The organism is Stenotrophomonas sp. 1337 (genome assembly GCF_031455455.1).
Taxonomy (GTDB): Bacteria; Pseudomonadota; Gammaproteobacteria; order Xanthomonadales; family Xanthomonadaceae; genus Stenotrophomonas; species Stenotrophomonas indicatrix.
The window spans coordinates 1-25,413 of record NZ_JAVDSR010000011.1 but is presented as its reverse complement, the minus strand read 5'-3'; the positions used below and the strand labels follow the sequence as shown (position 1 = coordinate 25,413).

The following is a 25,413-nucleotide window of genomic DNA, read 5'->3' as shown; positions in this document are numbered from 1 at the left end:
TACCGTTGAAACCCATGACGGGTAGCGCCGGGCCATGCCCGGCGAACGGATTCAATACACGTCGCGCCGGTAGCGCCCGTTCTCCAGCAGCAGTTCCACCCTTTCATCGCCCAGTGCCTCGCGCAGCACCTGGTCCACGCCTTCGGCCATGCCGTGCAGCGATCCACACACATGGATCACTGCACCCCGTGCCAACCACGCCTGCAGTTCATCTGTCGCAGCGCGCAATCGATGCTGTACGTAGCTGCCATCGTCCACATCACGCGAATAGGCCTGATCCAAGCGCAGCAGATGCCCGTCAGCCTGCCACTGGACGATCTCGTCGGCGAACAGGAAATCGTGCGCGCGCTGACGCTCGCCGAACAGCAGCCAGTGGCCGTGCTCCCCGTGATGCGCGGCTTCGCGCAGCAGGCTGCGCAGGCCGGCGATGCCCGTGCCGTTGCCGATCAGTAGCATCGGCGCACCCGGCTGCCGATGGAAGCCCGGGTTGCGATGCACGCGGGCGGTTATCGCACCGTCCAGCGGCGCATGCAGGGCCAGCCAGCCCGAGCCCAGTCCTGCGCGGCCTGCTGCGTCGTGGACCAACCGCACCACCAGCTCCACTTCGCCATCGGCGGCGCATGAGGCGATCGAGTACTCACGCCCAGGCAGTGACGGCAGGCCCGACAACCACAGGCCTGCATCCTGCACCTGCAACGCACGGCCGGGTTCGGGCAGCACGCGTTCGCTGGCCAGTTCCAGCAGGGTCTTCGCAACGCCATCGATCAGCTGTGGCTGCTGGGGATCCAGGCCATGCGCGCGCAGTACCGCGCTGGCATGCATCGCGTCGTGGCGGGGCGCGATGTGCAGGATGTCGCCGGCCTGCCAATCGACATCGGCCGGCGGTGCCAGGCGGATCTTCCAGATCTGGCCGCCGACGCTGCCAGCGTTGAGCAGGGTGCGGCCGAGCAGGCGCCAGCCGTGCATCACTGTGGCGGCCGGCAACACGCTGTCGTCGGTGTCGATGCCAGTGAGTCCGGTCAGCTGCAGCTGCCACTGGCGCAGCGCCCCCACCGAAGCAGCATCGACGTCGATGCGGGCGAACAAGGGTTGCGCGCCCGAGCGCGTCAACCAGTCGTCGATCTGCACGCCGAACCCGCAGAACTGCGCGTACTGGTGATCACCCAGCGCGAGCATGCCGTAACGCAGCCCGGAAAGGTCCGGACGCTGTGCCAGCAACTGGCGCGCGCTGCGCCGTGCGTTGTCCGGTGGTTCGCCATCACCGAAGGTGCTGAGCACGAACAGCGCTTGCGTGGAGACCTGCAGCTGCGTGGCAGCTACGCGCGCAAGCGGCAGTACCTGCACCGCGTGGCCGGCCGCCTGCAGCTGCGCCGCCGCACGCCAGGCCAACTGTTCGGCCAGGCCGCTCTGGCTGGCATGGACCACCAGCCACGGCGTGCCCGCGGCATGGGGTGTTGCTGCCGGCACGGTCTGCCGCAGCGCGCGGGCGGCACGCTGGCCGCGGCGGCGGTCCAGGTACAACAGCCAGCCGGTAACGAAGAACAGGCACATGCCCAGGCTGCTGAGCATCACCACGATGCGCCCGGGCATGCCGAAGAAGCTGCCCGAGTGCAGGGCGAACATGCTGGTGGTGAGCTGGCCGCCGGCACCCTGGCGCGCGTAGGGGCGCGCGTCGAGGACCACGCCGGTGGCCGGGTCGAGCTGCAGCAGGTCATGCGCGCGGTCGTGATGGCCGCCCCGTTGTGCGGGATCCGCCGACATCACCCGTACGTTGAGCGCTTGACCGGGCTTCTCCGGCAGGCGCAGGTCGATGAAGCCCTGGCGCACGCCGGGCAGTGCATACAGCGTGGCCTCGACCTTGTGCAGATCCAGGGGCAGATCCGTGGCGACCTTGTGCTTGGCGGGGGGCGCGACACCCAGCAGCTGGGTCAGCCCGTTGCGATACCAGTCGAACGACCACCACAACCCGGTCAGTGCGCTCATCAGGTAGATCAGCAGCACCCAGGTGCCGATCACCGAATGCAGGCTCCACAGGAAGCCCCGGCCCTTGCGCGCCCATTCCACCGCCAGCCAGCTGCGCCAGTGCCACCAGCGGCGTGGCCAGCGCAGGTACAGCCCGGACAGGGTGAAGAACAACAGCGCGATCGCACAGCTGCCGGTGATCCACGAGCCGCGTTCACCGGCGACCATGTGGCGGTGCAGGTCTTCGACGAAATCGAAGAAGGCCTGTCCACGCAGTGCGCTGAAGCGTTCGCCGCTGTAGGGGTCGAAATAGACCCAGTGATCCTTGCCTCCGGCAAAGCGTGCCACCGACGGCCGCTGGCCGCTGGCATCCACCCGCAGGCGCTGCAGCGGCCGCTCGCTGCCTGCCTGCAGCAACGGCACCAGCTCGCTCAGGGCGAGCGGCTGCTGGTTGTCGGCATGGTGCTCGGCGATCTCGGCGAAGCCGGGATTGGCCGCGCGCAGCAGTTCATCCTCGAACGACAGGACTGCGCCGCTCAGGCCCATCACGGCCAGGATGGCACCCGCGCTGATGCCCAGCAGCCAGTGCAGTTGGAAGAGGACGTTCTTGAACATCGGGATCGAGGGCCGTCGAGGCTGCCGCCCGCATCCTGCGTAACAGCAAATGAGAATTAATCTCGTAATTCTCCGGGTCGCGGGCCGCTGCGGTCAAGGAGGGTTTGCCGGCAGGGCTGCGCCCTGCACCCGCCGAAGCGGTAGTGCCGGCCGCTGGCCGGCAACCTCAATAGCAACATCAACATCAACAGCAACAGCCGAAGCTGGTTTCCTGAGGGTGGGCGGGGTGGGTCCGGTTGCGGGGGCCGCTGCAAGTACGTCCATGTAAGCTCGGTCGCCGCATCCATGCGGCTCACGCCCCCGCAACCGGACCCACCCCGCCTTCGACAGATTTCCGCGATCTGTCGGGAAGGCATGGCCTGCTCTTAGTGGGTGTCGACCTTGGTCGACAGGTAGATCCACGCCGTGCGTGGATGTTCTTCGTTCAATTGTCGAAATATTCGATTCGATGGAGTCATCCACGCATGGCGTGGATCTACCACATACCGGGAACCTGTCGAAGGCGGGGCGGTGTCGGATTGCGGGGCATCCGCGCCATGGATGGCGCGGCTGAGCCTACAGGGACGTACTTGCGGCGTCCCCGCAGTCCGACACCGCCCCGCCATCCCACGGAAGCCCGCTGTCGCTGTTGCTGTAGCTGTTGCTTGAAAGCATCTGCAGGTGCAGGGCGCAGCCCTGCCGACCTACTTCGCCCAGCCTTCGATTTCGCCGTGCGCGAACGGTCCGAGCTTGGCCTTCATCATCCGTCCCTGTGCGTCGAACAACACGCTGTAGGGCAGCAGACCCTGCGCGTTGCCCAACTGCACGCTGGCATCGCGTGGGCCGGGGGTATCGAGCACGATGGGATAGTCCACCGGCACTCGCTGCAGGAAATCACGCACGCCGTCCGGCGTATCCAGTGCCAGGCCCAACACCTGCACGCCGTGCGCGCCCTGGCCCTCGGCAAAGCGGGCCAGTTCGGGCATCTCTTCCACGCAGGGGCCGCACCAGCTGGCCCACACATTGACCAGCAATGGGTGGCCCTTGAAGCGTTCGCGGATATCCAGCGCGTGACCTTCAGCATCGGCAAGCACCAGCGCCGGCAGCGGATCACCGGGCCGCAGCATCGGCAGCGCCGGCGGCGATACTGCCACAGGCGCTGCAGCTTCCGTCGCCGGCTCCGGCGCCAGCCGGTTGCCGGCCCACAGGCCAAGACCGGCAGCCAGCACTGCTGTCCACAGCAGCGCTGGCCGTTGCCACTTCATCGCGCGGTGCGCAGCAGTGCTTCTTCCACCAGCGCCTGCGTCAGCAGGGTCGGCAGCACCGTCGGCGGGGCGCCGGGGCCGTACACCACGTACAGCGGCACGCCCACGGCCTTGTGCTCATCCAGGAACGCGGTGATCTGCGGGTCGACATTGGTGTAGTCGCCACGCATGTACACCGCGTTGGTGCGCTTGAGCAGTTCCTTGAACTCCGGGCGCGACAGCACCGCGCGCTCGTTGGCCTTGCAGCTCACGCACCAGTCGGCGGTCATGTTGACGAACACGACGCGGTTGTCGGCGCGCAGGCGGTCCAGCATCTGCGGCGAGTAATCCACCACGTTCTCGCTGCTCGCCTGCGCGGCACGTGACGGCGGTGCCAGCTGGGTCACACCCCACACCGGCACCAGCGCGGCGATCACCAGCAGCACGCCCAGCAGCCCGGCCGCGCGCTGGCTGCGCCAGCGGCTGCGCTCGAACAACCACAGGCCGCCGGTGAGCAGCAGCAGGCCACCCAGCGCCAGCGCCATGCCATCCACGCCGCGCTGCTTGCCCAGCACCCACAGCAGCCACAACGCGGCGGCGTACATCGGGAAGGCCAGCACGTGCTTGAGGGTTTCCATCCACTGGCCCGGCTTGGGCAGGCGACGGGCCAGCGCCGGCACGAAGCCGATCAGCAGGAACGGCAGGGCCAGGCCCAGGCCGAGGAACAGGAACACCAGCATCGCCGCTACCGGCGGTGCAACGAAGGCATAGGCCACCGCCGGGCCGAAGAACGGTCCCACGCAGGCACTGCCGACCACGCAGGCCAGCACGCCGGTGAAGAAATCGCCGGCCGGGCCACTGCGTCGCGCCAGCGACTGGCCGAAGTTGCCGATGCCGCCGCCCATGGTGAACACGCCGGACAGGCTCAGGCCCACCGCGAACATGATGTAGGCCAACGCCGCGACCACGCCGGGATGCTGCAGCTGGAAACCGATGCCGACCGCATTGCCGAGCATGCGCAGGCCGACCATCAGCGCGCCGATCACCGCGAAGGCGACCAGCACGCCCAGCGTGTACCACATGGCATGGCTGCGGGCGCGCTCGGGACTTTCACCGCTCTGCGCCAGGCTCAGCACTTTCAGCGACAGGATCGGCAGCACGCAGGGCATCAGGTTCAGCACCAGGCCACCGCCCAGTGCCAGCAGCAGTACCCACAGCAGCGAGCTGTCGGTTTTCGGTACGCGGCTCGGAGCCTTGGTACGCAGCGCATTGTCCTGCTGCGCGTCGGCGGCGAAGGCATCGCGCGAGCCGCTGCTGGCGTCGGCACCACCCGTGGCGGCCGGCGCGTCGTTGGGCACGGTCGGAAGCAGGCGCAGCGGTGTGCCGTTGGCGCCCTCGCGGGTGCCGGCAGTGGCCGAAGCCGGCAGCGAACGAATCACTTCGTCGCGTGCGGCAGGTGCATCACTGGTGGCGTTGGCCTTGCCGGCGGGGATCGACAACTTCACCCGGCGGGTCATCGGCGGGTAGCAGATGCCATCGGTCTGGCAACCCTGGAAGGTCACCACCAGCGTGCTGTCGACCGCCTCGGCGCGGCTGCGGCGCAGCGGCACCGGCACTTCCACCTGGTTGAAATAGACCGCCACATCACCGAAGTGCTCGTCGCGGTGCGACTGCGCCGCCGGCCAGCGCGGCTTGTCGGCCAGTACCCCGGCGCTGCCTTCCAGCTTCAGCGAGGTGCGGTCGCGATACAGGTAATAGCCCGGTGCCGGGCTGAAGCGCAGCAGCAGGGTGTTGCCATCGCTGGCGATGGCATCGAAGCCGAATGCCTGATCCGACGGCAGCGGCAGTGCCTGGCTGTTGCTGGTGCCCGGCAGTCGCAGGCCACCGCCACTGCCGGCCCCGGCCAGCGGGTTGTTGAATGCACTGGCGCCGGTGGCGCGTGCGGTCGGCAGCGTGGCCGCCGCACCGCCTGCACCGGGCAGGGTCACCTGCACCACGCGCTTCTGCGGCGGGTAGCACACACCGGCATCGGCGCAGCCCTGGTAACGCACTTCCAGGCTGATGGTGCCGGCGGCATCGGTGGGCGCGCCGGGCAGGGTGGCCTGCAGGCGCTCGCGGTAGGTCTCCACCTCACCGAAGAAATCGTCGTGGTGCTTCTTGCCTGCGGGCATCTGCAGCGCAGCGGCGTTGAACGCCGGATCGGCCTTCACCGTGGTGCGGTGGCGATACAGGTAGTAGCCCGGGGCGATCTTGAACTGCAGTTGGATCTGGCCACGCTCGGGCGCGCTGGCGGTCAGCGCGAACGCCTGGTCCACCGGCAGCAGATCCTTCTCATCCAGCGCGAAGGCCGGCAATGAAAGCCACAACAGAGCGCACAAGGCGGCGCCACGCGCAAACAGAGTCTTCAATCAGTGTCCTCCCGGGTCTGTGCCCGGATCCAGTCCAGATACGCCGGCAGGCCGGCCCGGGTTTCGACCGCGATGCACTCCGGGAGTTCATACGGATGCAGTTCGACGATCCGGGCGATGGCGTCATCGACACGGCTTGCGGTGGTCTTCACCAGCAGCTGCAGCTCGGTGTCGGTGGTGACCTCACCCTGCCAGCGGTAGGTCGACTGAGCGCCGTCCAGGCGGGTCACGCAGGCAGCCAGATGCTCGGCGACCAGCGCATGCGCGATGCGCTCGGCACTGGCCCGGTCCGGGCAGGTGGTCAACAGCAGCAGGACGGGATCGACGGTCGACATGACCGTCGAGTATAGGGCCGTCGCCGGGGCAGGGCCCGGCGACGGCAGTGGACCGCAGCGTTGCGCGGTCAGTTGGCCAGCTGGCAGGTGGCCGGCTTGGCCGAGGTGAACAGGCCCGGGGTGGCCCACTCGGGGTGGTCGATGAAGGGGTTGCGGTTGCCCTGGAACGAGTAGATCACGTCATTACGCGCCTGCTCGGCGGCATCCGGCGGATCGGACAGGTGCCAGTCGATCAGGGTCGACAGCAGGCCCATGTAGGCCGGCGAGCTGCTGGTCTTGACGATCTTGCTGCGGTCGTCGGTCAGTTCTAGGTCCGGTTCGGACTGGCCGGTGGCCGCATCCTTGCCACCTTCATAGCGGATGGCCATGTACATCACCGCGCGTGCCATGTCGCCCTTGCGATGGCCCCACACCTCGAAGGTACCGGCATTGCCATCCGGTGTACGTACCCAGTTCGAATTGCCCGGGTAACCACCGCTGCCACCGCCGTGGCCGTTGTTGGCTTCGGTGGCACGCTCGCCGCAGTTGGCATCGCACTTGCCGAACGGCTTGTTGCCGCGGTCGGCATTCCACTGTGCGTCGGTCAGGTACAGCATGTGGGTGTCGGTGTAGGGCGCGTACGGCAGGCCCTTGTCGCCGGTGGTGCTGGCAAAGCCCAGCGAGTTCGGCCAGGTGTGCTCGCGGTTGTACTTCAGGCCGCTGCCACTGCCTGCACGGTCGGTCACCTTGGCGAAGCTGTGGTTGCGGTAGGCATCGAGGATCCGGCCGCTGTTGTTCGGATCTTCGTCGGCGATCTCCAGGATGGTCCAGGTGCTGGTGCCCGAGCCACTGTACGGATACGCGGTGTGGCCCTTGATGGTGGCGTGCAGCGAGCAGCGCAGCTGGCTGGGGCTGCTGGTGTTGACCTTCGAGTAGTAACCGGCCGGTCCGCCGGGATTGCCCGGGTCCGGATTGCCGGTGGTGGTGGCCACGGTGAAGGCGATGCGGCTGTCGGTCGCCGGGCGGGCACCCTGCGCATCGGTGATGCGTGCGGCACGGATGTCGAAGCGGCAGGCTTCACCGGCGACCAGTGCGGTGTTGGTCGACAGCTTCACGCTCTTGCCGCTGGCCGGCCAGGTCAGCGGCACGCTGCCCGAAGTGCCGCAGGTCAGTGCGAAGGCGCCGCTGGCGAGGTTGACCGTCTCGCTGAACACCACTTCCAGGTCGGCGGCGGCAGGGAAGGTGCTGCTGCCCTGTGCCGGCGTGGTGGTGGACACCGACGGCGGCGTGTTCGGGCCCGGGGTGCCACCGCCGCTGAAGGTCTGGTTGTTGTTGCAGCTGCCGAAGGTCTGCCTGGCCGATTCGGCCCAGGTGAAGTGCGCGTACTGGCTGCCGCTGCCGGTCAGCTGCAGCGAGGTGCCCGCCGCGGTGCTGTTGGTTTCGGCAACCGGAATGTTCTGGCTGGTCATGCCGGCGGCGGGGCCACCGGAAGCGGTGATCGCGCCCTCGTAGCTGAGGAACTGGACCACCTTGCCGCTGGCGTCGACCAGGGCGATGCCGTCGTTGGCACCGTTCTGCAGGCCGTTGCTGGGGTAGGTGACCACCGCCAGGGTGGCGCTGCCGCAGCTGGCCGCGGTTCCGGCCGGCACCGCGTTGTTGGCGTAGACCGTGGCGGCAGACGGGTTGCTGCCGTTGTAGAGGTACAGGCGGTAGCCGGACAGGTCTTCGCCGGCGGTGGCGACCACTTCGATGGCTTCGCCGACGTCACCGGCAGCGGTGCTGTCGTCGTAGTGCAGTTCGTTGATGAAGACCTCGGCCTGGGCCGGCGCGGCAGCCAGGGCCAGCAGGCAGGCGGCGGCGAGCGGGGACAGCAATCGCATCGACTACTCCTTGTGATTGGGAATGCCGGGCCACCCTAAAGCCGATCCGGTGACACTTTGTCGTAAATGAACGCCAGATATCTGACAGTGCGACGGCGGTCACCAAATGGTGGCCAATTCCCCCTTGGCTTGCCGCGACGCATCCCTATAAAGGCGTCCGCGCGGGGATGGAGTGCCGCCGGGCCGCCGGGAAAAATTTCGGGGGCGGGCCTTGAAAGGCCTCCGGAGGTCTCCATCTCTGTCGTGCTCCCGACCTGTCGGGCTTTTTCACGCGCGTTGCTGGCAGTCGCCTGGTGCGAGTGCTAACATCGCCGGACTTTTTCAGACCAATCAATAACTTAAGAGGTCCCACATGAGCATCAAGCCGCTGCACGACCGCGTTGTGGTCAAGCCGATCGAAGCCGACGAAGTTTCCGCCGGTGGCATCCTGATCCCGGACTCCGCCAAGGAAAAGTCCACCAAGGGTGAAGTCGTGGCCGTGGGCCCGGGCAAGCCGCTGGACAACGGCAACGTGCGCGCTCCGTCGCTGAAGGTCGGTGACAAGGTCATCTACGGCCAGTACGCCGGCAGCTCGTACAAGAGCGAAGGCGTCGAGTACAAGGTCCTGCGCGAAGACGACGTGCTCGCCGTCATCGGCTGAGCGTCGGCGCGACCTGCTTCATCCCCTGATTCCAACACCCAGCCGCCGGGCATGGCCCGGCGCTACCAATGAGGTAAACGCAATGGCTGCCAAGGATATTCGTTTCGGTGAAGACGCCCGTTCGCGCATGGTGCGCGGCGTCAACGTTCTCGCCAATGCCGTCAAGGCCACCCTGGGCCCGAAGGGCCGCAACGTCGTGCTCGAGAAGAGCTTCGGCGCCCCGACCATCACCAAGGACGGCGTGTCCGTCGCCAAGGAAATCGAACTGGCTGACAAGTTCGAGAACATGGGCGCGCAGATGGTGAAGGAAGTCGCCTCGCGTACCAACGACGACGCCGGCGACGGCACCACCACCGCCACCGTGCTGGCCCAGGCCCTGATCCGCGAAGGCGCCAAGGCCGTTGCTGCCGGCATGAACCCGATGGACCTCAAGCGCGGTATCGACAAGGCCGTCGTGGCTGCCGTCGCCGAGCTGAAGAACATCTCCAAGCCGACCGCTGACGACAAGGCCATTGCCCAGGTCGGCACGATCTCGGCCAACTCGGACGAGTCGATCGGCCAGATCATCGCCAACGCGATGAAGGAAGTCGGCAAGGAAGGCGTGATCACCGTTGAAGAAGGCTCGGGCCTGGACAACGAGCTGGACGTGGTCAAGGGCATGCAGTTCGACCGCGGCTACCTGTCCCCGTACTTCATCAACAACCAGCAGTCGCAGACCGCTGACCTGGATGACCCGTACATCCTGCTGCACGACAAGAAGATCTCCAACGTCCGTGACCTGCTGCCGGTGCTGGAAGGCGTCGCCAAGGCTGGCAAGCCGCTGCTGATCGTTGCCGAGGAAGTCGAAGGCGAAGCGCTGGCGACCCTGGTGGTCAACACCATCCGCGGCATCGTCAAGGTCGTGGCCGTCAAGGCTCCGGGCTTCGGCGACCGTCGCAAGGCGATGCTGGAAGACATGGCCGTGCTGACCGGCGGCACCGTGATCTCCGAGGAAGTCGGCCTGTCGCTGGAAAAGGCCACCATCAAGGACCTGGGCCGCGCCAAGAAGGTGCAGGTCTCCAAGGAAAACACCACCATCATCGATGGCGTGGGTGACAAGGCTGCGGTCGATTCGCGCGTTGCGCAGATCAAGACCCAGATCGAAGACACCTCCTCGGACTACGACCGCGAGAAGCTGCAGGAGCGCGTGGCCAAGCTGGCCGGTGGCGTTGCAGTGATCAAGGTCGGCGCTTCGACCGAAATCGAAATGAAGGAAAAGAAGGATCGCGTCGACGACGCCCTGCACGCGACCCGTGCGGCCGTTGAAGAAGGCGTGGTTCCGGGCGGCGGCGTTGCCCTGGTCCGTGCGGTCTCCGCACTGGCTGGCCTGAAGGGTGCCAACGAAGACCAGAACCACGGCATCCAGATCGCCCTGCGCGCGATGGAAGCCCCGCTGCGCGAAATCGTTGCCAACGCCGGTGAAGAGCCGTCGGTCATCGTCAACAAGGTCAAGGAAGGCACCGGCAGCTTCGGCTACAACGCCGCCACCGGCGAGTTCGGCGACATGCTGCAGTTCGGCATCCTGGACCCGACCAAGGTGACCCGTTCGGCGCTGCAGAACGCAGCCTCGATCGCTGGCCTGATGATCACCACCGAAGCCATGGTTGCCGACGCTCCGAAGAAGGACGAGCCGGCCATGGGTGGCGCTGGTGGCATGGGCGGCATGGGTGGCATGGGCGGCATGGACTTCTAAGGTCCGCTGCACTGCTGCAATGAAAAAACCCCGCCGCAAGGCGGGGTTTTTTTGTGGGTGGCGTGTTGCCGCCAATGGGCACACGCCAATGGCTCCATACCCATGTGTCCATGCCAATGAATCCATGCCCATGGGTCCACGCCAGTAGATCCACGCCATGCGTGGATGGCGTCAGCGCACGAACACCTTCTCCGCGCCGTACTCCCAGTCCCACGGCACTCCGGTATCGCCAAGCACGAACGCCACCAGCGCCGGAAACGCCGCCTCGGCGCGGACATCGTTGCCCAGCATCACCACGCAGCGCTGGCCCTGCTCGATGCACACCAGGGTGTTGCCCACCGCGTCATCGTGGCCGCCCTTGTAGAAGCCGGGCCCCTGCGGTCCGCGGAAGGTGACCGCGCCCAGGCCGGCTGCCAGGTCCCTGCGCCGCTCCGCTACCGGCAGTTCCGCCTGCAGGGTTGGAAACTGGCTGGCCGTGGTGATCGGCAGCTGCGGACGTACCAGCTCCTGCCGCATCGCCGCTGAAAGGCCTTCGCCGCGTACATAGCCCGCTGCGAAGTTGGCCATGTCGGCGATGGTGGTATCCATCGAGCCGGCGGCCCGCACCCGGCTGCGCTCGTCATGCGGCTCGGGCGTGCCATCGGTGGTCCAGCCGTCGGCCAGGTTGGTGGCGAAATCCTCGCGCCACATCATGCTGGTGCGGGGCATGCCGAAGCGGTCGAACACGCGCCGCTGCATCAGCGCGCCGATGTCCTGGCCAAGGCGCCCCCGTTCGAGCACGAACTGCAGCAGGATCAAGCCTTCGCCGGAATAGCCGTAGCGGCTGCCCGGATCGAAATGGAATTGCAGCCTGCCATCCGGTTCCAGAAACGCGAAGTTGGCAAAGCCGCTGCCATGATTGAGCAGCAGGCGCGGGGTGAGCCGGCGCCAGCGTTCGTCGCCGGCCAATACGCTGTAATCGGCGTAGTGCTTCGTATCGACGGGGTAGTCCGGCAATGGCTTGTCCAGATACGTGGCAATGCCGGCGTCCAGCGCGATCACCTGGTCCTGTGCCAGCTGCGCGACCAGGTGGCCAAAGGCCATCTTGGTCAGCGAAGCGGCGTACATCACGGTGTCGGTACGCAGCGGTTCGCCGGCGGCGTTGCGCTCGCCATAGGCGGCCACGTGCACCACCTTGCCAGCGTCGATCACCGCCAGCGCCATGCCACGTGCGTGTGCGGCCTGCATCAGCCGTTGCGCCTGGGCATCAATGCGGGCTGGCGATGGCAGCGGTGGTGGCGCAGCGACTACGGCCATCGGCAACAGCGTCAGCAACAACAGGACGACACGGCACATGCGTGGAACTCCTGGCGGGACGTGGCGCGATGCTACCGCAGCTTTGGCTGCCGGCGCCTGTCGACCCCATCCGGGCCCCGGGGCGGCGCCGCGTCATGCCCTGCGGCAGCCCGGTCCGGACTTGCGCCCTGCGGGTTAGAAAATATAATAAGGCGCCTAATCATCATGGATTTGATGGATGCTTGAAGCAAAACACACGGCTCTCCTCCAGGAGGCTGGCCGTCGCGGCGATCCCCACCTGGCCCAGCTGCGCCTGTGCTTCCAGCTGCTGGCCTTGTCCAGCGCGATCGACCGTGACTGCGCTTCACGCCTGGCGCCGCACGGCCTCAGCGAAGGCCGCTTCGTGGTGCTGTTCCTGCTGCACGGCGCTGGCGGCACGTTGCCTCCGCACGCGTTGGCCGAGCGCGCTGGCGTCACCCGCGCCACCATCAGCGGGTTGCTCGATGGCCTGCAGCGTGACGGCCTGCTGCAGCGACGCAACGATGCCGAGGATGGCCGCCGTCTGCAGGTCGTGCTGACTGCCCGCGGCAAGCGCCTGGCTGCCGATCTGTTCGACCAGCACACACAATGGATCGGTGGACTGTTCAACGGTCTTGATTCCCGCCAACAGGTGCAGTTGTCGCTGCTGCTGGAAAAAGTCTGGCGACACACCGACGCAGGCCAGGAAACAGGCACATGATCGGCACCATCGGTACGGCACGCCTGCAGGCACTCAATGCGGGCAGCGTATCCAGCACGCACCTGGCCGAGTGCCTCGCAGTGGATTTCGCCACACTGCTGCAGGCGGTGGCACCAACCTTGCCCCAGGCATCCATGCAGCGCATGCGCGCCGCTGCAGGCAAGGGAATCACCCAGCGCATGGCATTGGCCGCAGCGCTACTGCGCGAGGCAGGGCAGGGCGACGTGCAGCGCAGGCAGGCGCATCCATCCGATACCGTGCGCGGATGGGCGTGCTATCTGATTGGCAGTGACCCGCAGGCGGCATTGGCCGACAAGCTGCAGGCCATGCGTCCTCTGGCAGATGATGCGCACTTCGGTGTGCGCGAATGGGCATGGTTGGCCTTGCGCAGCGATATCGTCGCCGAGCCGCTGGAAGCGCTTGCCCTGCTGCAACCCTGGACGCTGCAGCGCTCGCCGAATCAGCGCCGCTTCGCCTGTGAGGCGCTTCGCCCGCGCGGTGTATGGGCCACGCACATTGCGCTGTTCAAGCAGCAACCCGAGCACGCGTTGCCCCTGCTGGAAGCCCTCGCTGACGATCCCGAGCGCTATGTGCAGGACTCGGTCGGCAACTGGCTGAACGACGCAGGCAAGAGCCAGCCCGGATGGGTGCGCGATGTATGCGCACGGTGGCAGTCAACGCACGACAGCGCAGCCAATACATACATCCGCAAGCGCGCGCTGCGCTCGCTGTAGCGCCGTACCGTTCACCCGCGTTTCCCGGTAGTGCCGGCCGCTGGCCGGCAACCCCATGACCTTCAAGGGAGACCCCATGCGCCATCGCCTCATCGGACTGCATTCCGGCACCCTCGTGGCACATGCGCGTGTCATCCATTCCGGGTAAAGATGGCGTTCGGCCGTGTCCACCCGCAGGGAAGTCGAGCATGCAGAGCAAGATCCAGGTGACGTTGTACGGAGCGCTGGGCAGCAGTCCAGCGCTGCAGGTGCCCGGCCTGGAAGGGCCGGTGGTGGCCATCCAGGAAGCCACCCTGCGGCAGCTGGTGTCCGATCTGTATACGGCCAGGTCCATGCTCAACCCCGAACAGCTTGATGAGGCCAGGCAGGAACTGGACCGCGTGGTGGAGCGTTGGGTCGACATCCACGAGACGCTGCTGCTGGATGTGGAAGTGCATGGCGGCCGATAGTCCGCTGAACCGCGCCCGCAGTTGCGGATGAAACAGTTGGCACCCGCCAAAACCCTGTGTTATCAATAGATCCCATGAACGCAGCCCACGCCAGCTTTTATTGGTATTACTTTCCGAAGCCCCCGGCGGAGGAAGGATTGCGCTCACCCTGAAGAAAGCTTCAGACGCATTCCCGAAAGCCGCCAGCGAACCTGGCGGCTTTTTTCATGTCGCCACGCTGCGGACCCCCAACGTTCCGTAGAGACCCCTTACCATGCCCCCGCACACCGACGACCTGCGTATCCGCACCATCGAACCGCTGACACCGCCTGCCCAGCTGCTGGCGATGCTGCCCTGCGATGACGAAGCCTCCGACACCGTCAGCGCCTCGCGCGCCGCCCTGCACCAAATCCTGCATGGCCGCGACGACCGCCTGGCGGTGGTGGTCGGGCCGTGCTCGATCCACGATCCGAAAGCCGCCATCGAGTACGCACAGCGCCTGAAGCCGCTGCGCGATACGCTGGCCGGCGAGCTGGAAATCGTCATGCGCGTGTACTTCGAGAAGCCGCGCACCACGGTGGGCTGGAAGGGCCTGATCAACGATCCGGACCTGGACGGCAGCTTCAAGATCGACAAGGGCCTGCGCATTGCCCGTGGCCTGCTGCGCGACATCAACAAGCTGGGCCTGCCGGCTGGCGTCGAGTTCCTCGACGTGATCTCGCCGCAGTACATCGCCGACCTGGTGGCATGGGGCGCGATCGGCGCACGCACCACCGAAAGCCAGGTGCATCGTGAACTTGCGTCGGGGCTGTCGTGCCCGGTCGGCTTCAAGAACGGCACCGACGGCAACGTCAAGATCGCCGCCGATGCCGTGGGCGCAGCCTCGAATCCGCATCACTTCCTGTCGGTCACCAAGCAGGGCGGCACCGCCATCGTCTCCACCACCGGCAACCCGGATTGCCACGTGATCCTGCGTGGTGGCAAGCAGCCGAACTACGACGCGGCCAGCGTGGCCGATGCCTGCCAGGCGCTGGCCAAGGCCAAGCTGCCGACGCGCCTGATGATCGATGCCAGCCACGCCAACAGCCTGAAGAACCACGAAAACCAGCCGAAGGTGATCGAAGACATCGCCATCCAGCTGGGAGATGGCGAGCAGCGCATCGTCGGTGTGATGGTCGAAAGCCATCTGATCGGCGGTCGCCAGGAACTGGTGGAAGGCCAGCCGCTGGTCTACGGCCAGAGCATCACCGATGGCTGCATTGATTGGGACACCACCGTGCAGGTGCTGGAGCGGCTTGCCGCTGCCGTGCGCGCCCGCCGTGAGGTAAAGGTGTCCGAAGCCGCTTGAGTGCGGCACGTGTGTGGATGGCGGCCAGCGCCTGCGGGGGTGCGGCCGCGATCAGGGCCGGTCGGAGTTGGAGACCGGCCCGTCTGCACCGGCGATGCGCCTGGCGCTGCGTATGTGCGACAGCGCCAGGTACATCGCCGGGGTGGTGTGAAACCCGCTCCGGCGATGGCCGCAGTAGACCCACGCCATGCGTGGATGAAGCCACCTCGCTCACCGCCCCGCCCGTACTCGCGCCAACGCCAGATACATCGCCGGCGTGGTGTACAGCGTCAACCACTGGCTGACCAGCAACCCGCCCACGATCGCGATACCCAGCGGCTGCCGCAGTTCCCAGCCTTCACCGTTGGCCAGCATCAGCGGCAATGTGCCCAGCAGTGCCGCCAGCGAGGTCATCAGGATCGGCCGCAGGCGCAGTCGTGCCGCTTCCATCACCGCATCCTGCGCGCTCAGCCCGCGGCGTTCGCCGGCCAGGGCGAAGTCGACCAGCAGGATCGTGTTCTTCATCACCACGCCCACCAGCAGGAACAGGCCGAGCAGGGCGATCAGGTTCAGTTCGTTGCCGAACAGCCACAGCGCCAGCAACGCCCCGATGCCGGCCGACGGCAGCGTGGACAGGATCACCAAGGGCTGCAGGAAACTCTCGTAGAGGATGCCCAGCACCAGGTACACCGCCAGCGTCGCACCCAGTACCAGCCACAACTGGCGCGAACGCAGCTGCTCCAGGCCACCGGCCTCGCCGGAAAGCTTGGCCTGCACCGAGCGCGGCAGCATCAGTTTGGCCATCGCCGCATCAATGGCCCGGGTGGCCTGTTCCAGGCCCACGCCGGGTGCCAGCGCGAACTCGATCCAGATCGAGGCGAACTGCTCGCTGTGGTACACGCGGTCCGGCGCCATGCCATAGCGCCAGCTGGCGATGCTCGACAGGGGAATGCGCTGGCCGCTGCCATCGATCACCTGCAGCCGTGCCAGTGTGCCCGGGTCCTGGGTGTGCTTCGGGTCCAGCTCCATCACCACCCGGTACTGGTTGAGGCTGTCGTACAACGTGGCGACCTGGCGCTGGCTGAAGGCGTTGTTGAGCATGTTGGCCACAATGCGCAGGTCCACGCCGTGGCGCGCCGCTGCCTCGCGGTCGATGTCCAGCATCACCTGGCGCATGCCGGCCTCGCCCTGCGCTTCCACGTCCACCAGTTCCGGCAGGCCACGCAGCGTAGCAGCGACCTTCGGTGCCCATTGGCGCAAGGGTGCGGTGTCCGCTGACAGCAGCTGGAATTCGTATTTGCCGCTGCTGCCGGCGCCTTCCAAGCGGATGTCCTGGTCCACCCACAGGTACAGATTACCGCCGGGCAGCTTGGGCAGGCGCGCGCGCAGGCGATCGATCACCTGCTGGCTGGAGACACCGCGCTCGGCCAGCGGCTTCATCTTGATCATGATGAAGGCGTTGTTGACCCCGTTGCTGCCACCGATATACCCGATGATGTCCTCGATGGCCGGGTCGGACAGCAGCAGTCTGCGGTAGGCATCGATCTTCGGCTGCATCGCCTGGAAGGACAGGCCGTCATCGCCACGCGCGAAGCCGCGCAGCTGTGCGGTGTCCTGCTGCGGAACGATGCCCTTGGGTACCTGCTGGAACAGCCAGGCATTGAGTGCGATCACTGCCACGAAGGCCAGCAAGGGCCAGCGCAGGTGACGCAGGCTGGCCTGCAGGGTGCGCAGATAGGTGCCGCGCACGTGCTCGAACAGCGCATTGCTGCCGCGCTGCCAGCGTGAGGGTTGTTGCGCGTTATCGACGAACAGGCGCGCACACAGCATCGGCACCAGGCTGAGCGCCACCAGTACCGACACCGTCATCGCTGCTACCAGGGTCAGCGAGAATTCGCGGAACAGGCGCTCGACGAAATCGTCCAGGAACAGGATCGAGACGAACACCACCGCCAGCGCCAGGTTCATCGATAGCAACGTAGCGCCCACTTCCGATGCACCACGCACCGCCGCCTGCCAGCGGTCGGCGCCCAGCTCGCGATGGCGCGCGATGTTCTCCAGCACCACGATGGCGTCGTCCACCACCAGTACCGCCGCCACGATCAGGGCCATCAGCGAGAGCGTATTGAGCGAGAAGCCCATCAGCGCGATCAACGCCAGCGTGCCGAACAGCACCACCGGAATCGCCACGCTGGGTACCAGTGCTGCGCGCCAGTGGCCGAGGAAGCCGAGCACCACCAGTACCACCAGCGCGATCGCCAGCAGCAGGGTCACTTCTGCTTCGTGCAGGGTGGCGCGGATCACCGGCGAGCGGTCCATCACCAGGCGCATGTCCACCGTGCTGGGCAGCAGGGCGTGCAGCTGCGGCAACTGCGCCTGGATGGCATCGACGGTGGCGATGATGTTGGCGCCGGGCTGGCGGCTGACGATCAGCAGCACGGCGGGGCGTTCGTTGTGGAAGCCACTGGCATAGCGGTCCTCCACGCCATCGACGACGGCAGCGACATCGCCCAGTCGCAGCAGGCGGTCATCGCTGGCCTTCAGCGCCAGCTGGCGATACTGCGCGGCCTGGCGCAGCTGCAGCGGCGCTTCCAGTTGCCAGTGCTGCTGCGCGCCTGCGACCGCACCCAGTGGGCGCACTGCATTGGCGCGGCTGATCGCTTGTGCCACGTCTTCCAGTGCCAGGCCTGCGTGATTGAGGGCATTGGGGTCCAGCGACACGCGAACCGCCGGCAGCGCGCTGCCGCCCACCTGCACTTCGCCCACGCCCGGCACCTGCGACAGCTTCTGTGCCAGCACGGTCGAACCCAGGTCGTACAGCTGTCCCGGCGAGAGCGTATCGGAGGTCAACGCCAGCGCCAGGATCGGCGCCTGCGACGGGTTGACCTTGCGGTACTGCGGCATGCCCGGCATGCCGCTGGGCAGCTGGCCGCGGGCGAGGTTGATCGCGGCCTGCACTTCGCGCGCGGCCTCGTCGATATCGCGGCCGAGCACGAACTTCAGCTCGATCTCGGTCTGCCCCTGGGTGCTGGCCGAGTCGATGCGCGAGATGCCGGGCAGACTGCCCAGCGCACGCTCCAGCGGCGTGGCGACGGTGGCCGCCATCGATTCGGGCGAGGCGCCGGGCAGGCTGGCACTGACTTCAATGGCGGGATAGTCGACCTGGGGCAGCGGTGCCACCGGCAGCATTCGCAGCGCCAGCAGGCCGGCCAGTACCAGCGCCACCGCCAGGAGGATGGTCGCCACCGGACGCTGCACGCAGGCCTGTGCCAGGCGTGCCACAGGGGTCATGCGCCGGCCTCGCCAGCGGTTGCCGGTGCTGTCGCGCGGCGACGCTGCAGCCGGTCGAAGGCCAGGTAGATCACCGGCGTGGTGAACAGGGTCAATACCTGGCTGACCATCAGGCCACCCACCATCACCCAGCCCAGCGGCTGCCGCAGCTCGGCGCCCGAGCCGCTGGCCAGCATCAGCGGTACCGCGCCGAACAGCGCGGCCAGAGTGGTCATCAGGATCGGCCGGAAGCGCAGCAGCGCTGCCTGGTGGATCGCCTCACGCGGGCTCATGCCGCGCGTGCGCTGTGCCTCCAGCGCGAAGTCGATCATCATGATCGCGTTCTTCTTCACCAGGCCGATCAGCAGCACGATGCCGATCACTGCGATCAGGTCCAGGCTGCGTCCGCTCACCCACAACGCGGCCAGGGCGCCCACGGTCGCCGAGGGCAGGGTGGAAAGAATGGTGATGGGGTGGATGAAGCTCTCGTAGAGCACGCCCAGCACGATGTACATCACCACCACCGCCGCCAGGATCAGCCACAGCGTGCTCGACAGCGAACTGCTGAAGGCCGCCGCCGCGCCCTGCAGGCGCAGCTCGATGCTCTGCGGCAATGCCACCTGTGCCTGCGCGGCATGCACGGCATCCACCGCTTCGCCCAGCGATGCGCCGGGCGCAAGGTTGAACGACAGCGTGGCCGCCGGGAACTGACCGACATGGTTGCGTAGCAGCGCCGTTGGCCCCTGCTCGACGCGCGCCACCGCGCCCAGCGGCACGGTCTGGCCGTTGCTGCTGCGCACGCGCAGGCCGCTGATCGCCTCCGGCCCCGGTTGCCGCGCCGGATCGGCCTCCAGCACCACCCGGTACTGGCTGGCCTGGGTGAATATGGTCGAGATCTGCCGTTGCCCGTAGGCGTCGTACAGTGCGTCGGCCACCGCTTCCACACTCACGCCAAGGCGTGCGGCGGCATCGCGGTCGATGCTCACCCTGGCCTGCCGGCCCTGCATCTGCAGGTCACTGGCCACATCACGCAGCGCCGGCGATTGGCGAAGCGCTTGCAACAGTTTCGGCGTCCAGGTTTCCAGCGTCCGCAGGTCCGGCGTGGTCAAGGTGAACTGGTACTGGTTGCGGCTGATGCGGTCTTCGATGCCCAGCTCCTGCACCGGTTGCAGGTACAGGGTGATACCGGGAATCCTCGCCACGCGCTGCTGCAGCCGCGCCATCACCACGTCGGCGCCCTCGCGCTCGCCGTGTGGCTTCAGTTCGATCAGCAGGCGGCCGGTGTTGAGGGCGGCATTGTTGCCGTCCACGCCGATGTAGGAAGACAGGCTGGCCACGGCCGGGTCCTGTTCAATGGCCGTGGCCAGGGCAAGCTGGCGCTCGCGCATGGCCTGGAACGAGATCGCCTGCGGGGCTTCGCTGATGCCCTGTATCAGGCCGGCATCCTGCACCGGGAAGAAGCCCTTCGGCACGGCGAAATACAGCGCCACCGTCAGCGCAAGCGTGGCCACGGTTGCCAACAGCATCAGTGGCTGGCGCTGCAGTACCCAGCGCAGCTGGCGGTCGTAGAGGGCGATGATGCGATCGAACACGTCGCGCTTCGGGGTCGGAGCCCTGACCGGGTCCGACCCGGGCGGGGTCAGATCCCCGTGGGGCGCTGACCCCTTGGCATGTGGTTTGAGGAAGCGCGCACACAGCATCGGCGTCAAGGTCAGCGACACCAGCAGCGAAATGCCGATGGCCACCGCCAGCGTCACTGCGAACTCATGGAACAGCGCGCCCACCAGGTCGGCCATGAACAGCAACGGGATCAGCACGGCGATCAACGAGACCGTCAGCGACACCAGGGTGAAACCAATCTCGCTGGCGCCCTTCAGCGCCGCTTCGCGCGGGCTTTCACCGTCTTCCAAGTGGCGGGCGATGTTCTCCAGCATCACGATCGCATCGTCCACCACGAAGCCAGTGGCAATGGTCAACGCCATCAGCGTGAGGTTGTTGAGCGAATAGCCGGCCAGCAGCATCACCGCAAATGTGCCGATCAGCGACAGCGGCACCGCCACGCTGGGAATCAGCGTAGCCGGCAGGTTGCGCAGGAATACCCAGGTGACCAGCACCACCAGCGCGATGGCCAGCGCCAGTTCCTTCTGTACGCCGCGCACGGACGCGCGGATCGATTCGGTGCGGTCGCTGAGCACGGTCATCTGCACGCCGGCCGGCAGCGTGGCCTGCAGCTGCGGCAGCAACGCACGCACCTGTCCGACCACGGCGATGACGTTCGCGCCGGGTTGGCGCTGGATGTTCACCAGCACCGCCGGGGTGGTGCCGCTCCATGCCGCCAGCTGGCGGTTCTCGGCGCCGTCGGTGATGGTGGCCACATCGCCCAGCCGCAGCGGTGCGCCCTCACGCCAGGCCAGCACCAGTGCGCGGTACTCGGCAACGCTGCGCATCTGGTCGTTGGCATCGAGCATCACCGCACGGATCGGGCCATCGAAGCTGCCCTTGGGCAGGTTGACGTTGGCTGCGGCAATCGCTGTGCGGATGTGGTCCATGCCCAGGTTGTTGGCGGCCAGCGCGGCCGGATTGACCTGGATGCGCACGGCGGGACGCTGGCCACCGGCCAGGCTGACCAGGCCCACGCCCGGCAACTGCGCCAGCCGCTGCGCGATGCGGGTGTCGACCAGGTCATGCACCTGCGGCAGTGACAGGCCCTGCGAGGTCACCGCCAGGGTCAGGATCGGCGTGTCGGCCGGATTGACCTTGCGATACACCGGCGGCACCGGCAGGTCGCCGGGCAGGAAGCTGCCGGCGGCGTTGATCGCCGCCTGCACGTCCTGTTCGGCCACGCCCAGCGACACCTCCAGGCCGAACTGCAGGGTGATCACCGACGCTCCCCCGGAACTGGTGGACGACAGCTGCTTCAGGCCGGGGATCTGCCCGAGCTGGCGCTCCAGCGGCGCGGTGATGGTGCGCGTGGTCAGCTCGGGGCTGGCACCGGGGTACAGCGTGGTGATCTGGATGATCGGATAGTCGACCTGCGGCAGCGCCGCCACCGGCAGCAGGCGATAGGCCAGTACCCCGGACAGCAGCAGCGCCACCATCAGCAGGGTCGTGGCGACCGGGCGCAGGATGAAGGCGCGCGAGAGGTTCATGCGCCGGCCCTGGTCGATGCCTCCTCGGTGATGATCTCCACCGCGGTGCCGTCTTCCAGCCCGTCGATGCCTTCGATCACCACCTTGTCACCAGCCACCAGGCCGGAACGCACCGCCACGCGTCCGGCGTCGGCCGGACCGAGCACCACCGAGCGACGTTGTGCCTTGTTGTCCTTGTCGACGATGTGCACGTAGTTGCCCTGGCTGCCGAACTGCACGGCGGCATCGGGAATCAGCAGCGCGGGATGCTCACCCAGCTGCAGGCGCACATTGACGAACTGGTTGGGGAACAGCGCCTGGTCGGCGTTGTCGAACTGCGCGCGCAGCTTCAGCGTGCCGGTGGCGGTATCGATGCGGTTGTCGACGCTGGACAGGGTGCCGCTGGCGAGCTGCCGTCGTTCTTCGCGGTCCCAGCTTTCCACCGCCAGCGCCGGCTGCGCCTGCACCGCATCGAGCAGGGCGGGAAGCTCCGGCTCGGGCACGGTGAACAGCACGCTGATCGGCGCCGTCTGCGCCAGCGTGACCAGGCCTTCGGTATCGCTGGCGTGCACCAGGTTGCCTACGTCCAGCCGGCGCAGGCCGACACGGCCGCTGACCGGGGCGATGATGCGCGTGTACTGCAACTGCAGGCGTGCTTCGTCCACCGATGCCTGGTCGCTGAGGCGGCGCCCCTGCAGCTGCCGCACCTTGCTCTGCTGGTCGCTCAGTTCCTGTGCCGACACGTAGTTCTGTCGCTGCAGTTCGCGGTAGCGCTGCAGCTGGCGCTCGGCATTCTCCAGCTCGGCCAGGTTCTGCTGCTGCGTACCCTGCGCGTGCGCAAGCTTCACTTGGTAGGGGCGGGGATCGATCTGTGCCAGCAGGTCGCCGGCGTTGACCTGCTGACCTTCCTGGAAATGCAGGCGCATCAGTTCGCCGTCCACGCGGCTGCGCACCACCACGCTGTGCAGCGGAGTGACCGTACCGACCGCCTTCATCCGCAGCACCAGCGGCTCGGCGCTGGCAAGGGCGATGCGTACAGGCACCGTCTTGCCGCTGCCGGCTTCGCCACTGCCCGCCTCGGCCCGGGGCCACAGCCACCACGCCAGGCCAGCGACAAGGGCAAGACCGGCAACGACCAGCAGCAGGCGGGCACGACGTGAGCGGGAGTTTTCGGCGACAGACATGGGCATCCTGCGCCCTGCGTGCACGCAGGGTCATGCGGGCCCGTCGGCACCACGAAGGGCCACGGGCAGCGGGGGAGGGGGATTGTCTGGCGGGGCCGCAGGCGCGGCGTGGCTGGATGCCGTCGCGCGTGCGACGGGGCGCCAATGGTAGCGGTTTACGCGGGCGGTCGCCGCGTGACCTTGGTCATGCCACCCCGCCGGTAGTGCCGGCCAGCGCTCAATGTACTTCGTCGTGGTACACGAACTTGGGCATTTCCCAGCGGTAATGGATCGCCAGCAGACGCACGGCGAAACCACCACCCAGGCAGCACAGGATCGCCGTGGCATCGGCCACGCCCCAGTGCAGCAACAGCAGATACACCGCACCGGTCAGCAGCGAGATGATGGCGTACAGCTCTTTCTGGAAGATCAACGGCACCTCGTTGCAGAGGATGTCGCGCAGCACGCCGCCGAAGGCGCCGGTGAGCATGCCGGCGATCAGCACGATCGGCAGTGCATGGCCGGCCTCGCGCGCGATCGAGCAGCCGATCAGCGTGAAGGCGATCAGGCCCAGCCCGTCCAGCACCAGGAAGGTGCGGCGGAAGTGGTGCATCCAGCGCGCCACCCAGGTGGCGATCAGTGCGGCGCACACAGTGAAGCCGAGGTACTCAGGGTGTTTCACCCAGCCCAGCGGATAGTGGCCAAGCAGGATGTCGCGCAGCGAGCCGCCACCGAGGGCGGTGACACAGGCGATCATCACCACGCCGAACAGGTCCATGCGGCGGCGGCCGGCAGACAGGGCACCGGTCATGGCTTCGGCGGAAATGGCGATCAGGTAGATGATGGACAGCAGCATGGGACAGGCTCCGGGCGCGGTGGGGCCGGCCATGCGCACATACCGCCACTGCCTGCGCAATGACGGGATGACGATGACCGGTGCCGCTCCCGCTGTCCTTTTGCCTGAGAGTTCAGCGGCGTGAGCCGCGTGCCCCTTCGGCGGATCGTCCCGGGCGTGCCCGGTGACCTCTCTCCAGCTCGGCGAGTCGAATGCATGGTTGGTGGGATTCCAGCCCACCGGCCTGAGCGATCATGGGAGCCTGCGCCTTCGGCGGGCGCCAGCGCGGCGCCTCTCTCCTGCATTCGGTCGCCAGTATATCCGCTGCAGTGCAGCACGGCATAATCCGGCAATGGTTTCGCCCTCCCGCCCGTGGTTCCTGTACCTGCTCGAATGCCGCGACGGCAGCTATTACGCCGGCATCAGCACCGACGTGCAGGCCCGTTTTGCTGCCCACCAGGCCGGCAAGGGGGCCCGCTACACCCGGTCGCGGCCGCCACTGCGGGTCCTGGCGGTGCGTGAGTACCCGGACCGGGCAGCGGCCTCGCGTGCCGAATGGGAGCTCAAGCGGCAGCCGCGCGAACGCAAACTGGCGTGGCTGTTGCAGTAGATCCACGCCATGCGTGGATGGGGCGCATCCGGCCATGCCATGATCGCCCAGCCCTCAGCGCTGGAGACCCGGATGTCCACCGTTGCCCTGTTGTTCGCACTTTCCGCAGCAGCAAGCCCCGCCGCCGACGCCGCCACGATCGCAGCCATCGAAGCCACCTGCCATGACTACGTGGATGGCCAGCTGGAGGCCGACCCGCAGCGCGTCGCCCGTTCCCTGCATCCGGACCTGGCCAAACGTGCGGTGCTCGGTGATACACCGGACGAACGCCTGGGCCTGCGCCGGATGTCGAAGGAAGAGCTGGTTGCGTTGACGAAGCTGGGCGCGTTGAAGACCCCGAAAGATCAATGGGATCGCCGCTGCACGGTGCTGGACGTGACCGGCAACGCCGCATCGGTGCGGCTGGAAACCCCGTGGTTCGTCGACTACTTCCACATGGGCCGCTTCGAGCAGCGCTGGGTCATCGTCAACGCGCTGTGGTACCCGAAGCCGAAGGCGAAATGAGCAATGCGCGCCGCCGGTAAAGCGTGGCTCTCGGTCGTCCTGCTGGCAGCCGGTATCGCGCTGCTGCCCGGCCTACTGTACCTGCTGGGGCTGGCGATGGTAGAAGGCTGGCCGCAGCCGGCTGATCGCGCGCCCAGTGGTGTGGCCGCATGCAGCGGTGAGCCGCGCATGGGGCACCAACCGATGAATCCATGGAGCTTCACGACGCGGTTCTTCGATCCTGGAGCGCTGAAGAAAGCGACTGATATCGAGCGCGAAGCGTTCTGGGTTGCACGCCGCCACCTGTGGCGGCAGCCGCAGCACGACATGCTGCGCTGGCATCTGAGCAGCACCGCGTTGGCGATCTGGATCACCCGGCATTGGAGTGCCGCACAGATTGCCGATACCGCGAGGAAGGAAGATTTCTGCCGGGCATGGTCGAAACGGCGTGTGCCCGGCGGCCCGATGAAACGGTGAATCCACGGCATGCGTGGCTACGCTCCCTGCGGCCTGCACAGAAATTCATCCACGCATGGCGTGGATCTACTGTGCCGGTCGAGGACGTGCCCGCGGCACTACCTACCGCGAAGAGTTCTGCCGGACATGATCCAGGCCCGATGAAACGGTGAATCCACGCCATGCGTGGC

Annotated in this window: 19 protein-coding genes and 2 riboswitches; of the genes, 9 read left to right on the top strand and 10 right to left on the bottom strand. The window is 67.0% G+C overall.

Features of this window, described 5'->3' with window-relative positions:
- Nucleotides 1-51: 51 nt before the first annotated feature.
- From J2X70_RS15225 to J2X70_RS15205, 5 genes are all read right to left on the bottom strand, one after another.
- Nucleotides 52-2,577, bottom strand: a complete 2,526-nt coding sequence (locus tag J2X70_RS15225) for a sulfite reductase flavoprotein subunit alpha (RefSeq protein WP_309911068.1) — start codon at nt 2,575-2,577, stop codon at nt 52-54.
- 683 nt (nt 2,578-3,260) lie between these two features.
- Nucleotides 3,261-3,821 (bottom strand): TlpA disulfide reductase family protein, encoded by a 561-nt coding sequence (locus J2X70_RS15220; protein ID WP_223483502.1) that lies wholly within the window; start codon nt 3,819-3,821, stop codon nt 3,261-3,263.
- Complete coding sequence (locus J2X70_RS15215) at nt 3,818-6,208, bottom strand: protein-disulfide reductase DsbD domain-containing protein (protein ID WP_263929855.1); 2,391 nt, start codon at nt 6,206-6,208, stop codon at nt 3,818-3,820. The genes J2X70_RS15220 and J2X70_RS15215 overlap by 4 nt, the downstream gene beginning before the upstream one ends.
- Entirely contained in the window at nt 6,205-6,543 is a 339-nt protein-coding gene (gene cutA, locus J2X70_RS15210) for a divalent-cation tolerance protein CutA (protein ID WP_134833160.1), read from the bottom strand. Before cutA ends, J2X70_RS15215 begins: the two co-directional genes overlap by 4 nt.
- 68 nt (nt 6,544-6,611) lie before the next feature.
- A complete protein-coding gene (locus J2X70_RS15205; protein ID WP_059065293.1) occupies nt 6,612-8,402 on the bottom strand; it encodes an endonuclease in 1,791 nt (596 codons plus the stop codon).
- 352 nt (nt 8,403-8,754) lie between these two features.
- Here J2X70_RS15205 and J2X70_RS15200 point away from each other — a divergent pair, with 352 nt between their 5' ends.
- Together J2X70_RS15200 and groL are read left to right on the top strand one after the other, a co-directional pair.
- Nucleotides 8,755-9,042 carry a co-chaperone GroES gene (locus J2X70_RS15200; protein WP_025878649.1) on the top strand — a complete coding sequence of 96 codons (288 nt, stop codon included), beginning with the start codon at nt 8,755-8,757 and terminating at the stop codon, nt 9,040-9,042.
- 82 nt (nt 9,043-9,124) lie between these two features.
- Nucleotides 9,125-10,774 (top strand): chaperonin GroEL, encoded by a 1,650-nt coding sequence (gene groL / locus J2X70_RS15195; RefSeq protein ID WP_025878650.1) that lies wholly within the window; start codon nt 9,125-9,127, stop codon nt 10,772-10,774.
- A 171-nt stretch (nt 10,775-10,945) separates the two neighbouring features.
- Here groL and J2X70_RS15190 read toward each other — a convergent pair whose 3' ends face one another.
- Entirely contained in the window at nt 10,946-12,109 is a 1,164-nt protein-coding gene (locus J2X70_RS15190) for a serine hydrolase domain-containing protein (protein WP_309911067.1), read from the bottom strand.
- A 178-nt stretch (nt 12,110-12,287) separates the two neighbouring features.
- Between J2X70_RS15190 and J2X70_RS15185 the strand changes: the two genes are divergently transcribed.
- The 4 genes from J2X70_RS15185 to J2X70_RS15170 all read left to right on the top strand — a co-directional run bounded on the left by J2X70_RS15185 (nt 12,288) and on the right by J2X70_RS15170 (nt 15,298).
- Complete coding sequence (locus tag J2X70_RS15185; protein WP_309911066.1) at nt 12,288-12,788, top strand: MarR family transcriptional regulator; 501 nt, start codon at nt 12,288-12,290, stop codon at nt 12,786-12,788.
- On the top strand, nt 12,785-13,522 hold the full coding sequence (locus J2X70_RS15180; RefSeq protein ID WP_223483499.1) for a DNA alkylation repair protein: 738 nt from the start codon (nt 12,785-12,787) through the stop codon (nt 13,520-13,522). Before J2X70_RS15185 ends, J2X70_RS15180 begins: the two co-directional genes overlap by 4 nt.
- A gap of 188 nt (nt 13,523-13,710) precedes the next feature.
- Nucleotides 13,711-13,971 (top strand): hypothetical protein, encoded by a 261-nt coding sequence (locus J2X70_RS15175; RefSeq protein ID WP_025878654.1) that lies wholly within the window; start codon nt 13,711-13,713, stop codon nt 13,969-13,971.
- 253 nt (nt 13,972-14,224) lie between these two features.
- The gene (locus J2X70_RS15170; protein ID WP_309911065.1) at nt 14,225-15,298 is read left to right on the top strand and encodes a 3-deoxy-7-phosphoheptulonate synthase; all 1,074 of its coding nucleotides are present in this window, start codon (nt 14,225-14,227) and stop codon (nt 15,296-15,298) included.
- Nucleotides 15,299-15,508: 210 nt separating this feature from the next.
- Here J2X70_RS15170 and J2X70_RS15165 read toward each other — a convergent pair whose 3' ends face one another.
- From J2X70_RS15165 to J2X70_RS15150, 4 genes are all read right to left on the bottom strand, one after another.
- Nucleotides 15,509-18,568 (bottom strand): efflux RND transporter permease subunit, encoded by a 3,060-nt coding sequence (locus tag J2X70_RS15165; RefSeq protein ID WP_309911064.1) that lies wholly within the window; start codon nt 18,566-18,568, stop codon nt 15,509-15,511.
- Complete coding sequence (locus tag J2X70_RS15160) at nt 18,565-21,696, bottom strand: multidrug efflux RND transporter permease subunit (protein WP_309911063.1); 3,132 nt, start codon at nt 21,694-21,696, stop codon at nt 18,565-18,567. The genes J2X70_RS15165 and J2X70_RS15160 overlap by 4 nt, the downstream gene beginning before the upstream one ends.
- On the bottom strand, nt 21,693-22,859 hold the full coding sequence (locus tag J2X70_RS15155; RefSeq protein WP_309911062.1) for an MdtA/MuxA family multidrug efflux RND transporter periplasmic adaptor subunit: 1,167 nt from the start codon (nt 22,857-22,859) through the stop codon (nt 21,693-21,695). The genes J2X70_RS15160 and J2X70_RS15155 overlap by 4 nt, the downstream gene beginning before the upstream one ends.
- A gap of 217 nt (nt 22,860-23,076) precedes the next feature.
- Nucleotides 23,077-23,694: a trimeric intracellular cation channel family protein gene (locus J2X70_RS15150; protein WP_032952083.1), complete on the bottom strand. Its 618-nt coding sequence runs from the start codon at nt 23,692-23,694 to the stop codon at nt 23,077-23,079.
- 84 nt (nt 23,695-23,778) lie between these two features.
- A riboswitch (glycine riboswitch) is annotated at nt 23,779-23,882 on the bottom strand.
- Nucleotides 23,883-23,895: 13 nt separating this feature from the next.
- Nucleotides 23,896-23,985: riboswitch (glycine riboswitch) on the bottom strand.
- A gap of 40 nt (nt 23,986-24,025) precedes the next feature.
- On the opposite strand from J2X70_RS15150, the gene J2X70_RS15145 reads away from it, so the two are divergent.
- The 3 genes from J2X70_RS15145 to J2X70_RS15135 all read left to right on the top strand — a co-directional run bounded on the left by J2X70_RS15145 (nt 24,026) and on the right by J2X70_RS15135 (nt 25,243).
- Nucleotides 24,026-24,283 carry a GIY-YIG nuclease family protein gene (locus tag J2X70_RS15145; protein ID WP_032952084.1) on the top strand — a complete coding sequence of 86 codons (258 nt, stop codon included), beginning with the start codon at nt 24,026-24,028 and terminating at the stop codon, nt 24,281-24,283.
- Between the two features lie 72 nt (nt 24,284-24,355).
- Nucleotides 24,356-24,787, top strand: a complete 432-nt coding sequence (locus J2X70_RS15140; protein ID WP_309911061.1) for a nuclear transport factor 2 family protein — start codon at nt 24,356-24,358, stop codon at nt 24,785-24,787.
- 3 nt (nt 24,788-24,790) lie between these two features.
- Nucleotides 24,791-25,243, top strand: a complete 453-nt coding sequence (locus J2X70_RS15135; RefSeq protein WP_309911060.1) for a hypothetical protein — start codon at nt 24,791-24,793, stop codon at nt 25,241-25,243.
- The last annotated feature ends 170 nt before the right edge of the window (nt 25,244-25,413 follow it).